The sequence below is a fragment of the Gillisella vitis genome, from assembly GCF_021559775.1.
Lineage (GTDB): Bacteria > Pseudomonadota > Alphaproteobacteria > Rhizobiales > Rhizobiaceae > Allorhizobium > Allorhizobium ampelinum.
This window is the reverse complement of sequence record NZ_CP056047.1, coordinates 2,949,818-2,963,931: the sequence shown is the minus strand read 5'-3', so window position 1 is coordinate 2,963,931 and position 14,114 is coordinate 2,949,818. Positions and strand designations below refer to the sequence as shown.

11 protein-coding genes are annotated in these 14,114 nt (G+C 57.9%); 5 read left to right on the top strand and 6 right to left on the bottom strand.

All coding sequences use genetic code 11. The annotated features are described in order from the left end of the window. Positions 1 to 13: 13 nt before the first annotated feature. Entirely contained in the window at positions 14 to 952 is a 939-nt protein-coding gene (locus AVCG78_RS13755) for a LysR family transcriptional regulator (protein ID WP_071584721.1), read from the top strand. 269 nt (positions 953 to 1,221) lie between these two features. Next, on the top strand, positions 1,222 to 2,388 hold the full coding sequence (locus AVCG78_RS13750; RefSeq protein ID WP_041698627.1) for a polysaccharide biosynthesis/export family protein: 1,167 nt from the start codon (positions 1,222 to 1,224) through the stop codon (positions 2,386 to 2,388). An 81-nt stretch (positions 2,389 to 2,469) separates the two neighbouring features. Here the strand turns inward: AVCG78_RS13750 and AVCG78_RS13745 are convergent, their stop codons facing one another. Further along, positions 2,470 to 3,201 carry a TetR/AcrR family transcriptional regulator gene (locus AVCG78_RS13745; protein ID WP_071203323.1) on the bottom strand — a complete coding sequence of 244 codons (732 nt, stop codon included), beginning with the start codon at positions 3,199 to 3,201 and terminating at the stop codon, positions 2,470 to 2,472. Positions 3,202 to 3,300: 99 nt separating this feature from the next. Between AVCG78_RS13745 and AVCG78_RS13740 the strand changes: the two genes are divergently transcribed. From AVCG78_RS13740 to AVCG78_RS13730, 3 genes are all read left to right on the top strand, one after another. Next, entirely contained in the window at positions 3,301 to 4,767 is a 1,467-nt protein-coding gene (locus AVCG78_RS13740; protein ID WP_012654221.1) for a carotenoid oxygenase family protein, read from the top strand. A 395-nt stretch (positions 4,768 to 5,162) separates the two neighbouring features. Then, complete coding sequence (locus AVCG78_RS13735; protein ID WP_174089756.1) at positions 5,163 to 6,941, top strand: FUSC family protein; 1,779 nt, start codon at positions 5,163 to 5,165, stop codon at positions 6,939 to 6,941. A 22-nt stretch (positions 6,942 to 6,963) separates the two neighbouring features. Beyond that, positions 6,964 to 8,445 (top strand): aldehyde dehydrogenase family protein, encoded by a 1,482-nt coding sequence (locus AVCG78_RS13730; protein ID WP_071203321.1) that lies wholly within the window; start codon positions 6,964 to 6,966, stop codon positions 8,443 to 8,445. A gap of 91 nt (positions 8,446 to 8,536) precedes the next feature. Here AVCG78_RS13730 and AVCG78_RS13725 read toward each other — a convergent pair whose 3' ends face one another. The 5 genes from AVCG78_RS13725 to hutH all read right to left on the bottom strand — a co-directional run bounded on the left by AVCG78_RS13725 (position 8,537) and on the right by hutH (position 14,107). Next, positions 8,537 to 9,139: a TetR/AcrR family transcriptional regulator gene (locus AVCG78_RS13725; protein WP_071203320.1), complete on the bottom strand. Its 603-nt coding sequence runs from the start codon at positions 9,137 to 9,139 to the stop codon at positions 8,537 to 8,539. 161 nt (positions 9,140 to 9,300) lie between these two features. Next, entirely contained in the window at positions 9,301 to 9,885 is a 585-nt protein-coding gene (locus AVCG78_RS13720) for a HutD/Ves family protein (RefSeq protein ID WP_071203319.1), read from the bottom strand. Between the two features lies 1 nt (position 9,886). Next, positions 9,887 to 11,560: a urocanate hydratase gene (hutU, locus tag AVCG78_RS13715; protein ID WP_071203339.1), complete on the bottom strand. Its 1,674-nt coding sequence runs from the start codon at positions 11,558 to 11,560 to the stop codon at positions 9,887 to 9,889. 2 nt (positions 11,561 to 11,562) lie between these two features. After that, entirely contained in the window at positions 11,563 to 12,369 is an 807-nt protein-coding gene (gene hutG / locus AVCG78_RS13710; RefSeq protein ID WP_071203318.1) for an N-formylglutamate deformylase, read from the bottom strand. A gap of 202 nt (positions 12,370 to 12,571) precedes the next feature. Further along, on the bottom strand, positions 12,572 to 14,107 hold the full coding sequence (hutH, locus tag AVCG78_RS13705; protein ID WP_071203316.1) for a histidine ammonia-lyase: 1,536 nt from the start codon (positions 14,105 to 14,107) through the stop codon (positions 12,572 to 12,574). Positions 14,108 to 14,114 lie beyond the last annotated feature (7 nt).

Sequence of the window (14,114 nt, the reverse complement as noted above, 5' to 3'; positions counted from 1 at the left end):
GCGGAGGCTTATCATGCGGGCAGCAAAATCCTTGGCCTGGGACGATCTGCGGCTCGTCAAGGCTATCGCCCAGGCATTGGGCATGGCTGGGGCAGCTGCGGCGCTGGGGATTGATCATTCCACGGTTTTCCGCAGGCTGGGCGCCCTGGAAGAGGCGCTGGGTGTGCCGCTGTTTGAGCGCAGGCGCTCCGGCTATGCACTGACGCCGACCGGGGAAGAAGCGGTGCGTACTGCCGAGCGGATCGAGGCGGAGGTCGCGCAGCTGGAGCGCCGCCTGCAGGGCCGGGAGATTGCGCCGGCCGGTGAAATCCGGGTGACGACGGCTGACAGTCTGCTGGTCTATTTGCTGACGCCCTTGTTTGCCCGCTTCCAGCAGGCCTATCCTGACATTCAGCTGGATGTGGTGATCGGCAATAATGCTTTGAACCTTTCGCGGCGGGATGCTGATATTGCCATCCGCGCCACGGACAATCCGCCGGACATGCTTGTCGGGCGGCGCATCGGCCTGATCGCCTGGGCACTCTACGGTCGCGGCCAGGATTTTGCCGCCGCATCCGCCCCTAAGCCGGCAGAACTCAATGCCGCTCACTGGGCCTGCCTAGGCGAAGACATGGCGGGGTTGAAAGTGGTCAAGGCGGCCAAGCAGCAGCTGGCGCCAAAACAGCTGCGCTACCGCGCCAATTCTGTGCTGGCATTGGCCGACGCGGTTGAGGCAGGCATCGGCATCGGCCATATTCCCTGTTTCATCGGCGACGTACGCCCCGCCCTGGTTCGGCTTTCGCCGACCATTCCTGATTATTCCGCCAGCCTTTGGCTGTTGACCCATCAGGACCTGCGGCATTCGCCCCGTATTCGTGTGTTCATGGATTTCATTGCCGCTCAGTTGATCCCGCTGCGACCTTTGATCGAGGGGGAACTGCCGGGCCGTTCCGACACTCTCCAACAGCGTTGATGTCGCTGTGGTCGCGGCGCGGCCAGGATCAGGCCGGGGAAAGTTTACCTTGCTATGCCGTCTGCGTCTTTACGGAACAATCTTTGTCATGCATTTCCTGTTGAAAGCCGATGGGTGAGAATTCGTTAAGATTGTTTGAATAGTGTCAGCGTAGAGAGGGTATCTTGAAACGACCGTAGAAGGTCGCTAGTAGTTTGTTGCGCCCACCGTCTGCGATGGCAGTCGCACTGTGGAAGCGCCAAGGAGTTGTGCGAGTGGAGAGTTACCCGTTGAAAAAGGTTGTCGCAGTTTTTGTTACTGCGGGTCTTGCAGCATGCGATACTCTACCGGCCTCAGGGCCGCTTTCCTCGCAGATCGAGAGCCAGGCAGGTAAGTCAAGGCAGGAGCTAAACAGGCCCAATGCATCGGTTTTCGATGTCGTAGATGTCGATCAGCGGACTGCTCGCACGGTTTCCGGTTTTTCCAATTCGATGTTCAGCCGCCGGTTCGGCATTGGCGGGCGGGCTGGTCGGGTGGTGATCGGGATTGGCGATCAGTTGAAGATCAGCATTTTCGAGGCGGGATCGGACGGGCTATTTTCTACGAGCCAGTCCAAGCAGACAACCATCGATGTGGTGATCCAGCCGGACGGAACCGGCACCATTCCTTATGTCGGACAAATCGTTCTTGCCGGCAAGACCCAGGAAGAAGCACGCAAGGCTATTCTGGCCAAACTGGTCAATAAAGCGGTTGAGCCTGATGTCCTTGTCACGGCAGCGGGCACCGCCTCGCGTTCCGTCACGGTTTCCGGCTCCGTCGGCAAGCCTTCGAATGTGGAGCTGACGCTGGCCGGAGACAAGCTCACCGAGGTGATCGCACGGGCTGGCGGGGCTTCCAGCGAACCCTACGAATCCTACGTAACCCTGGTACGCGGCACCAAATCCGCCAGCGTGCTTTTGAAGTCGCTGATCGAAAATCCGCGTGAAAACATTTATGTCGAGCCGCGCGACCAGATCTATGTCACCCACGATCCCCGCACCTTCACCATTCTGGGTGAAGTCCAGAAGAATGGCCGGGTACCCTTCGGCGCCAATGATCTGAACCTCCTTGAAGCCATTGCGCTTGGCGGCGGCGGTTCCGACAGCCAGGTGGATGCGGAAGGCTATTTCGTGTTCCGCTACGAGGAGCCGGAAATCGTCATGGATATTCTGGGTGCCAAGCGGTTCCACGAATTGCAGTCCAAGGGCATGGTGGCGAGTAAGGATGGCCGATACCCGATCGTCTACCGGTTCAACATGCGTTCACCCGATAGCCTGATTGTCGGCCAGAGTTTCCCGATCAAGAGCCGCGATGTCATCTATGCGTCGCGTCATCCAACGGTCGATTTCATGAAGTTCATGCAATTGATCGCAACCCCTGTTGGTACGGCCTCCGGCGTTCGCAGTTTGACGGATTAATTTTGAGGGGAGTTATATCAGGATTCATTGAAAATGACGCCTGATATTCCCCATGAAAACAAGTCAAGTGCTTGATATATATCAAACTCTATAGGGTTGCTCGTGGTGAGCCTTTTCGGATAACGGATCATCCTCCGGTGGCGGTTTCCTGCGTGTCACCCGGGTGGTCGATGACTGTTTTGCAGGGGCTTTCGGTCGCCGCCGCGATTTTGTCGGTCCATACCTCGTGCACATAATATCGACCGTGACTGCGACATTGGCCTCCATGTCGCGTTCGCTCGGAATACCGGCTACACCAAGCAGCACAGGTTCATAAAGACCGGCCTCGCACAGCGCCTTGAATTCCCGCGCCGCCTGCGCGCTATCGGGTGGGACAAGTTTACCTGACATCTTCATCGTCTCGAAAATCTGTATGAAGCGGTCCAGCACCCGGCGCGGACCGATGTCGAAGTAAATCGCGCTGAGATCAGTGGCCCTGCCTGCTTCCGACACCACCAGCCGGGTAATTGCGATGATCTTAGGGCGCAGCAGCAGCCTTAGATAATTCATTCCGAGTGCTTTCAGCGTATTCGCCGCGTCCTGCTCCTTGTCGATGGCGTCCATCAAAGGGGCAAAGGCATCTTCACCCGCCTGGACGACAAAAGCAGCAAACAGATCCGCCTTGCTTGGGAAATAGCCGTAGAGCGTTCCCTTGGATCCGCCGACTTCTGCCGCCACCGCCGCCATCGATACCTGGGCATAGCCATGGCGAAGAAACATCGACCCGGCGATGTCGACAATGGCCTGGCGCTTGGCCTGGGTTCTGACACGCATGGCGCCTCCTGAAATCGTACTGGGATGTACGTTTATAACTTGACGTCTGTCACATGGCTGTATATGTACAATATCGTACGGTTATGAAAGGTCAATCCGATGACAGTCCCATTTCCAAATAAGCCTGAATTTACTGGATCGCTCTATAAGCCGGCCCGTTTTGAAGGCCAGGTTTATGATCTCGAAGTGGAGGGCAAGGTGCCCGAGGAGATCGACGGCACGTTCTTTCAGGTTGCTCCCGACCCGCAATATCCCCCAATGCTTGGAGAGGACATTTTCTTCAATGGCGATGGCGCTGTCAGCGCCTTCCGGTTCAAGAACGGCCATGTGGATTTTCAGCGTCGTTACGTGATGACCGAGCGATTGAAGGCTCAGCGCGACGCCCGCGCCTCCCTGCATGGGATCTATCGCAATCCCTTTACCAATGATCCGAGCGTCAAGGATATTTCCAACTCCACCGCCAATACCAATGTCGTTGTTCACAATGGCAAGCTGCTGGCGCTGAAGGAGGATAGCCCACCTTATGCCCTCGACCCGATCACGCTTGAAACCATCGGTCTTTATGATTTCGATGGTCAGTTGACCAGCGCGACCTTCACGGCCCATCCGAAATTTGACCCTGAAACCGGCGATCTGCTGTGTTTCGGCTACGAGGCCAAAGGCGAGGCGACCCCCGACATCGTCTATTACGAGATCGACAAGCATGGCCGGATGAAGCGTGAAGTGTGGATCACTGCACCTTATGCCGCAATGATCCATGATTTCGCGGTCACGGAGCATTTCGTGATTTTCCCGCTGATGCCGTTGACGGCGGATCTGGAGCGGATGAAGCAGGGCGGCAAGCACTTCCAGTGGCAGCCGGGTCTGGATCAGCTGTTCGGCATTCTGCGCAGGGATGGCGACGGACGTGATGTTCGTTGGTTCAAGGCGCCCAACGGCTTCCAGGGCCACACGCTGAACGCCTTCGATGACGGCGGCAGGATCTTTGTCGATATGCCCGTTACATCAGGCAATATCTTCTATTTCTTCCCGCAATCGGATGGCACGGTGCCGCCGCCGGAAACCCTGTCGTCACAGATGATGCGCTGGACTTTCGACATGCGGTCGAACGGCAACAATATCGAAGTGAAGCCGCTCACTAGTTTCGCGTGTGAGTTTCCCCGCAGCGACGACCGCTATTGCGGCCGGCAATATCGCCATGGCTTTGTGATCGCCATGGATCCCACCAAGCCCTTTGATGAAGCCCGGATCGGTCCGCGTCCGTTTCAGTTCTTCAACCAGCTGGCCCATCTGGATATTGCAACCGGAAAGACCCAGCTCTGGTTTGCAGATGACCAGTCCTGTTTCCAGGAGCCGATCTTCGTGCCGCGCCGGCCGGATGCGCCTGAAGGCGATGGCTATGTTATCGGTCTGGTTAATCGGTTGGCGGAGCGCGCCACGGATCTCCTCGTGCTGGATGCGCAACATCTGTCCGACGGTCCGATTGCGACTATCAAGCTGCCGATGCGTCTGCGCATGTCGTTGCACGGCAATTGGGTGCCGGGCGATCAGCTGAAGGCGGTTTGACGTCGCCTGAAGGAAAGTATCGGGCTGAAAGCCGTAAACGATTTTCAGCCCGATGCCCGGATCTCAAGGCGAAGTTGCTCACGTATCCGCGCCTTGAAAACATTGAGAATATGTCAAATGCAGAAAAAAACGTGAGATATTTGCAAACGCATTTCCTGCATCTTCGCAAGGGCGCGTTGTCATCAGGAAATCTCGCCAGGACCGGCTGGCATGCCGCTTTTATCAAATAGGCAGTCCAAGCTGAACCCAGTCTTGCCTGGTGGATCTTCGGCCCCCTGCCACCCTTGAAGAGAACCGACCGCATGTCCCCAGCGACAAAAAACACAACATGTGGTGATGTAAACCGGTGGCGGCGTCGATTTGTTTTCTTAAAAGGCCCCAGCGTCAGCTTTGCCTTGCGCACCACCATTGCCGCTATTCTTGCCATGGCGCTGGCCACTTTGCTGCAAATTCACCATCCCTATTGGGCGGCAATGACTGTGTGGCTGGTCGCCCAGCCCACCCGTGGCCTGGTGGTCGAGCGGGGGCTGGCGCGTCTGGTTGGCACTATCATCGGGGCACTTGTCGGTTTTCTAATGCTTTGGCAATTGAGCGCTGCACCTGGCCTGCAGCTGTCGGTGCTGATTTGCTGGGTTGCGCTGTGTGCCGCGGCTGGGTCGTTCTTTCGCCACTTCCGGTCCTATGGGCTTTTGCTGGCTGGCTATACCGCTGCCGTCGTTACCATGTCGGGTCTGATCGAGCCCCAGCTTGGCCATGAACTTGCCTGGTCACGGATCGCCTGTACCCTGATCGGCGTGGTGGCTTCGCTTGTCGCCACGGTGCTTTTCGCGCCGGGGGCGACCAAGGACATGGTTCATACCCGCTCGCTGGCACTTCTGCGTCAGGCTCTGTCGCTTTCGGCGACCTTGCTGAAAACCCGTGAAGAGACTGTGGGTGAACCCGTGCAACAGTTCTTCTCTGCGGTGGTCCAAATGGACGCCGATCTCGATACATTGGCCGCGGGCTCGCTCACAGGGCACCAGCGCGCCCGGTTCGCCCGTCACATTGCCGCCGCCTCGACCATTCTTGTCACTGAAGCGATGACTGCCCGCCAACTCGAGGAACCGCAGGTGAGGGCGGAAAAGACCGCCGACACATTGGCCGTCGTCGATCAGGCGCTTGGGCGTGGTGATATCGAGGCTGCCCACGCTGCCGTCACGGCAATTGGCGACCATGCCCCGCAATTGTCCGCAGCCGTGACCGCTGCGATCAATTATTTGGGTGAGCTTTCCGCTGTCCAGCCGGTCAATCGCCTGCTGGACCTCAATGCCTTGCGTATCTCGGACAAAAGGGCGGCAGCAATTGCCTTTTGCCGGACTTTTCTTGCGCTCAGCGCCGTGGCCCTGGTCTGGAAGCTTACCGGCTGGTCACTGGGTCCGGTCATGCTCATGACGGCTGCCGTATTCGTGACGCTGTTTTCAAGCCATGAAGCCCCTCAGCTCGCGGTTGGTGAGGCATTGAAGGGGACGCTGTGCGGCGCAACGCTTGGCATGTTCTCGCGGATCTTTCTGCTGCCGCATGCGGAAAATTCGCTGGACATGCTGTTGATGGTGGCGCCCTTCCTGGCAGTGGGCGCCTATGCCATGTCGCGTCCGAAAACCGCCAAAGCGGCCATCGATGGCAACATGTCCTTTCTGCTCGCCGCCCAGCCGGTTTTTCCGGTGGCGGTATCGCCCTGGCTTGCGGTCGAACAGACCTTGGCGATGGTGGCGGGCGTGGCGGCGGCGGCACTCGCCTTCCGGTTTGTTTTTCCGGTCAATCACCGGCTGGTGCTGACAGTGCTGCGCAACCGTTTGACGGAGGATCTTGAGGTCACGGCCCGGCTTGCAAGCCATGAACAGGTGCTGCAACGCCGCTTCAGAATGATCCAGCGCATCCTGCGCATGGGAAGTCTGCGGCTTGTTGCGCCTTCAGAAACCAGCCGGGACGTGTTTCTGCTTCTCTGCCTTGTGACCATGCTTGGCCGTCTTCTGGAGCGGCGCGGGCGCGATGACATCGCCTCGCTCGACAGGCGCTATGTCGATTTTGCACTCGAGGCGCTAAAGGCGGCTCCTGAAAACTGGGAGCACCATCATTCGGTCTTCTCGACCCTCCTGAAGCGGGATCCGGTCCTGGTTCCCCACGCATCCCTTTGAATTCCAATTGTGGAGAAAAACAATGAACGCGATCGCTCGGTCGGAATCCTATGGCGTTTACAGCGGCCAGTATATTGGCGGCATTTGGCGTCCTGGCGCCGCAGGTGACGTCCTTAACGTCAACAATCCCTATTCCGGGGAGAGGATTGCTGAAATCGCACTGGCCTCAGTAGAGGATCTTGATGCTGCCTATTTGGCTGCCGAAGCGGCGCAGCGCGATTGGGCAGATAGGCCCGCCAGTGTAAAGAGGGATGTCTTTCTGCGTGCGGCGCAGATCGTTGAACAACGGCATGCTGAAATCGTCGATATGATCATCGCCGAATCCGGCAGCACACGCATCAAGGCCGAGATTGAATGGGCCTCGGTGCGCGATATGATGCTGGAAGTGTCCGGCATGCCATCGCGCGTCCAGGGCCGGATTATCCCCAGCGAAGTGCCGGGAAAGGATGTGCGGGTGCATCGCGCTCCTCTCGGTGTCATCGGCGTTATCAGCCCCTGGAACATGCCGATGCATCTATCACATCGGTCGATCGCACCGGCGCTGGCGCTCGGCAATGCGGTGGTTGTCAAGCCGGCGGAAGAGACCCCGATCAGCGGCGGTTTGATGATTGCCAAGATTTATGAAGAGGCTGGCCTGCCGGGCGGCCTCCTGAATGTGGTCGTCGGCCTTGCCGGGGTAATCGGCGACATGTTCACGCTGCATCCCGTGCCGAAATTCATTTCCTTCACGGGATCGGCACGCGTCGGTCGTCATATCGGGCAGCTTGCCATGCAGGGCTCAACCTTGAAACGGGTGGGGCTTGAACTTGGCGGTAATGCGCCTTGCGTCGTGCTTGATGATGCGGATCTCGATCTGGCCGTCCGGGGCGCGCTCTTTGGCCGTTTCCTGCACCAGGGCCAGATCTGCATGAGCACCAACCGGATCATCGTCGATGCCTCGATCTATGACGAGTTTGTCACGCGATTCATTGAGCGTGCCTCCAAGCTTACCTATGGTGATCCCAGTCTGATCGGCACCAATATCGGTCCGATCATCAGCAAGCGCCAGCTTGACGGTATCCTGGCAAAAATTAATGAAGCCAAGGCCTCCGGCCTTCATCTGGCATTGGGTGGTGAGCCGCAAGGCCTGGTCCTGCCGCCGCATGTGTTTATTGATGTCGATAACAACTCGACGCTGGCCCAAAGTGAACTGTTTGGCCCCGTTGTTCCGATCATCAAGGCTCATGGTGAGGAGGACGCGCTGAAACTCGCCAACCAGACCGAATTCGGACTTTCCAGTGCGGTTTTCACACGCGATGAAGGGCGTGGCCTGCGGTTTGCCAAGCGCATCCATGCCGGCATGACCCATATCAACGATATTTCCGTTGCCGATAGTCCCAATGCCATGTTTGGTGGTGAAAAGAATAGTGGTATCGGGCGTTTCAACAGCGATTGGGTCATCGCGGAATTCACCTGTGATCACCTGATCACCACCCAAAGCATTCCCCTGCAATATCCCTTCTGACCGAAGGCGCTTCGTTTATCGCACGGACACGACAGCATCAGACGTTTCATAAAACGCATGATGCTGTCGTTAAGAGCGATCGGCCAGCATTTCAGCGGCCATAAAGCGTCAGGATGGTGGTGGAGGCATTTTTCGCTGCGGTCTCGATTTGGGCGTCATTTGGACGATCAATCAGGCCCCAGAGGCAGTGTTCATAAATACCCGCCTCGGCCACTGCCTTGAACTGTAAGGCCGCCATTGCGATATCCGGGATGGCGAGCGCCTGGCGTTCGACCAGATGCTCCAGCTTTTTTTCGATCTGGTCCAGCGTGGCCCGGGGTCCATTCTGATAGAAGATCCTGCCAAGCTCTTGAAAACGTGGCGCTTCGGCAATCACCAGCCGGTTGATGGCGAGAACTTCCGGCGAAAGCAGTAGCCGCAGGTAGGCGCGCGCATAGGCCGTCAGCGATTTTTCCACATTGTCGCCAGCCTGATTGCTATCGGCCAGAGCTGCAAAGGGTTCGCGCCCTGCTTCAATCACATAGGCTTCGAACAAGGCTTCCTTGGAGGGGAAATGATTGTAAAGGGTCGATTTCGATCCGCCGACCGAGGCCGCGATCTGCGCCATATTAACGGCGCCAAATCCGTGTTCCCGGAACAGATTCCCGGCAATCGTCAGGATCTGGCGTCGTTTCGTCTCGCTTTTTGTCCGCATGGGTTCTCTGGTCGGAATACATCGAAGATGCTGATGCATCCACATATTGAGGATCATCGCTATCCCTGATGCCTCAAGGCTTCAAGTGTTCATTCTCCACGAGAACTATCCTAAAATTCTTGCCAGGTTAAGGTTCTGTGTCGCAGAAGGAACAATCTTCTTCAGCTTTGATACCCTGCGTCTAGCGTCACGGTGAGGAGATCGCACTGCGCCGTTAGTGTCAGGTCCAGTGGATCTCCTGGCGAAAACACCAGGGTATCGAAACGGCGCAGGGAAATGGTTTGTCCATTGGCAATGACAGTGGCATCACTGTTGAAAACGGCCAGTGTTGTGATTGTGGTCGTGATCACTTGGCCGTGCAGCACTTCCAGATTGCCCCGTTGCATGCTGTGGCGAAAGTGGCTGCGCCGGGTCATGATATTGAGATCAATGGTTTTGCTGCCAAGATTGCGACTGGAAACGGCCAAATCGCCAGAAAAGGCGAGGGGCTCACTGCCTTGTTTGAGTGTCACATCTTGGCCGTCCGGTAATGACAGAACCATGCCGTCACCTTCCAACAATGCAATGCTGCGATCCACACCGGGAAAGGTCGAAAAAGGGCCGTTCGCGCCGACATGGGCGATGGACAGCCGGTAATCGAAATCCCCAAGGCCACTGTCAGGCGGAAAAATCAGGATTTCCTCTGTCATGCCCTGGCCGTTCTTCCAGGGCATGCGGCGATAGTCTTCCCGACGCAGAATCTGCATCTCAATTGCCCAGAATGCCGGGCAGGCGCAGGCCTTTTTCCTTGGCGCAATCCAGCGCTATGTCATAGCCCGCATCGGCATGGCGCATGACGCCCGTGGCCGGGTCGTTCCACAACACCCGCTCCAAGCGCCGTGCTGCATCATCACTGCCATCGGCGCAGATCACCATGCCGGAATGCTGGCTAAACCCCATGCCAACCCCGCCGCCATGGTGCAGCGATACCCATGTGGCACCCGAGGCGCAATTGAGCAGCGCGTTCAGCAAAGGCCAGTCAGACACGGCATCCGAGCCATCCTTCATCGCTTCGGTTTCGCGGTTGGGCGAGGCAACGGAGCCGCTATCCAGATGGTCACGGCCAATCACCACGGGAGCCTTTAGCTCGCCACTGCGCACCATTTCGTTGAAGGCAAGACCCAGTTTGTGGCGATCACCCAGACCCACCCAGCAGATGCGGGCGGGCAGGCCCTGAAAGGCAATGCGCTCGCGCGCCATATCTAGCCAATTGTGCAGATGTTTGTTGTCGGGCAGCAATTCCTTCACCTTGGCATCGGTCTTGTAAATATCCTCCGGATCACCCGAAAGGGCAGCCCAGCGGAACGGACCAATGCCCCGGCAAAACAACGGACGGATATAGGCAGGCACAAAGCCGGGGAAGGCAAAGGCATTTTCCAGCCCTTCCTCCTTGGCAACCTGGCGGATATTGTTGCCGTAATCCAGCGTCGGCACGCCCACGTTCCAGAAATCGACCATGGCGGCGACATGCACTTTCATCGAGGCACGGGCGGCACGCTCCACGGCCTTCGGATCACTCTCCTGCTTCGCGCGCCACTCGGCCACCGTCCAGCCGGAGGGCAGATAACCATTGATCGGGTCGTGGGCCGAGGTCTGGTCGGTGACAATATCGGGACGCACACCACGTTTCACCAGTTCCGGGAAAATATCGGCAGCATTGCCAATCAGGCCCACGGATTTGGCTTCGCCTGCCTTGGTCCACTGGTCAATCAACGCCAGCGCTTCATCCAGCGTGTGGGCCTTGGCATCGACATAACGGGTGCGAAGGCGGAAATCCACACGGGTTTCATCGCATTCCACCGCAAGGCAGCAGGCCCCGGCCATCACAGCCGCCAGCGGCTGCGCGCCACCCATGCCGCCGAGGCCACCCGTTAGTATCCACTTACCTTTGAGATTGCCGTTATAATGCTGACGCCCGGCCTCCACGAAGGTTTCATAGGTACCCTGCACAATGCCTTGCGTGCCAATGTAGATCCACGAACCTGCGGTCATCTGGCCATACATGGCCAGTCCCTTCTTATCCAGCTCGTTGAAATGGTCCCATGTGGCCCAATGGGGCACGAGATTGGAATTGGCAATCAGCACCCGTGGCGCATCTTTATGGGTTTTGAACACACCCACCGGCTTGCCCGATTGCACAATCAGGGTTTCTTCTTCGGTCAGCGTCTTCAGCGTGGCAACAATCCTGTCAAAATCCTCCCATGTGCGGGCGGCGCGGCCAATGCCGCCATACACCACCAGCTCATGCGGGCGCTCGGCCACGTCTGGGTCGAGATTGTTCATCAACATGCGCAAGGGAGCTTCGGTCATCCAGCTCTTGGCCGATAGCTCCGTGCCAGTGGCAGCCCGCACATCGCGGATATTGTGGCGTGGGTTGGTCATGATCATTCCCCCTTTTGTTTCAGTTGAAACGCGATGTGTTCGATCCGCTCCAGAATGGCTTTGAGATGTATGCGCAAGCGGCCTGCCTTTTCCTCGTCATAGGCGAAAGGCGGCTCTTCACTGGCAAGGTGAGAGGCCTGCGCCAACTCCATCTGAATGGCGTGAATGCCCGTGTCTGGCTTGCCGTAATGGCGCGTGGTCCAGCCGCCTTTGAAGCGGCCGTTGAGGATAGATGTGTAACCCTCCGCGGATGCTGCAATCTCCACCGTTGCCGCTTCAATCGCGGCATCACAGGTGCGGCCCATATCGGTGCCGATGTTGAAATCCGGCAAGCGGCCTTCAAACAGAAAGGGGATGTTGGCGCGGATAGAATGGCAATCATAAAGCACGGCCACGCCATGGATGGCTTTGACGCGTTCAATCTCGGCTAAAAGCGCTGCGTGATAGGGTGCGTGAAAGGCCGCCAGACGCTCCGTAATATCCGCCTCAGTCGGTCCATCAATCCAGATTGCCTTTCCGTCAAAATCCGTCTCTGGAATAAGCCCCGTGGTGTTTTGCCCCGGATAGAGGCTTACCCCCGCCGGATCACGATTGGCGTCAATGACATAGCGATGGAAGGTGGCGCGAACGGTGGTGACTTTTGGCAACAGGTCTTTGTACAGATGATGGATGTGCCAATCGGTATCGGCCAGCAGTTTGCCGTTGTCGTTGAGGCGGTTCCAGATGGCAGGTGGCACATCCGTTCCCGTGTGCGGGAAGGCGAGGATGAGGGGGGAGGTGCCTTGGGTGATTTCGAACACTTGGGTCATACGACATGTCTCCCGTGGAGTATGGGGTTACCCCCCTCTGTCCTGCCGGACATCTCCCCCTCAAGGGGGGAGATCGACTCGTTGAAAAGTGCTTGGATAGAGAATTGAACTCGGCATTGCTTCTTGCTGATCTCCCCCCTTGAGGGGGAGATGGTCGGCAGACCAGAGGGGGGTAGACCCCATATAAAAACGCCCATAGCTCTCACCCCTCCAACTCGGGCAAAATTCCAGCCGATACGCTCCCCACCAAAGCCCCATCAGCCACCAGAGCGCTGGCTGCCGCCAAATCCGGTGCCATAAACCGATCTTCTTCCAGCGTCGGCACAACGGCGCGCAGGGTATCCATGGCCTTTTGCAGCTCCGGGCTGGTGGTGAGGGGTGCGCGAAACTCCACGCCTTGGGCTGCGGTCAGCGCCTCAATGCCAATGATGGCAAACAGGTTTTCGGTCATTTGCAACAGTCGCCGCGCTCCGTGGCAGGCCATGGAAACATGGTCTTCCTGATTGGCAGACGTTGGCGTTGAATCGACTGAGGCCGGATGGGCCATCTGCTTGTTTTCGCTCATCAGCGCGGCAGAGGTGACTTCGGCAATCATCAGGCCGGAGTTGAGGCCCGGCTTTTTCGCCAAAAACGCTGGCAAGCCATAAGACAGGGTCGGGTCTACCAACAGCGCAATGCGCCGCTGGGCAATGGCTCCGATTTCACACACGGCAATGGCAATCTGGTCTGCGGCAAAAGCTACCGGTTCGGCGTGGAAATTACCGCCAGACACCACACTGTCATCGGAGAGTACCAGCGGATTATCCGTCACCGCATTGGCCTCGATTTCCAAGGTGCGTGCGGTCATCCGCAGCAGATCAAGGCAGGCTCCATCCACCTGCGGCTGGCAGCGGATGCAATAGGGGTCTTGCACGCGCTCATCGCCATCCAAATGGCTTTGGCGGATCACGGAGCCTTCCAGCAAAGCCCGCAAGCTGGCAGCCGTATCAATCTGGCCCTTGTGGCCGCGAAGGGTGTGAATATCCGCCGTAAATGGAGCCGAGGAACCCATGGCCGCATCGGTGGACATTGCCCCAGTGATGAGTGCGGCTTGCGCTGCGCGATGGGCGCGGAAAAGGCCTGCCAAAGCCAAAGCCGTGGAGGCCTGCGTGCCATTGATCAGCGCCAGCCCTTCCTTGGCTGCCAAAATAACCGGGGTAAGGCCAGCGCGTTCCAGCGCAAGTTTGCCCGGCAGCTTTTCACCCTGATAGAAGGCTTCTGCCTCGCCCATCATCACCGCCGCCATATGAGCCAGCGGGGCAAGATCACCGGATGCGCCGACAGAGCCCTTTTCCGGGATCAGCGGAATAACGCCCCGCTCCAACATGGCTTCAATCAACCGCACCAGTTCCAGCCGCACGCCGGAGGCTCCACGGCCCAGCGAAATTAGCTTGAGCGACAGGATCAGCCGCACGATATTTTCAGCCAGTGGTGCACCGACGCCGCAGCAATGGGAGAGAATGAGATTGCGCTGAAGCGTGGCGGTATCCGCTGCATCAATCTTGATGGAAGCCAGTTTGCCAAAGCCGGTGTTGACGCCGTACACCGGCTCATTGCCCGCAGCTATAGTGGCAATGCGGGCGGCGGCGCGCTCAATGCCCGCATCAAAGCTGCGATCCAGAACGGCAGGCTCACCATGCCAATAGATTTTCGCCAGATCGGCCAGCGGCACAGAGCCGGGGTAAAGGGTAATGGTCATAATGGCC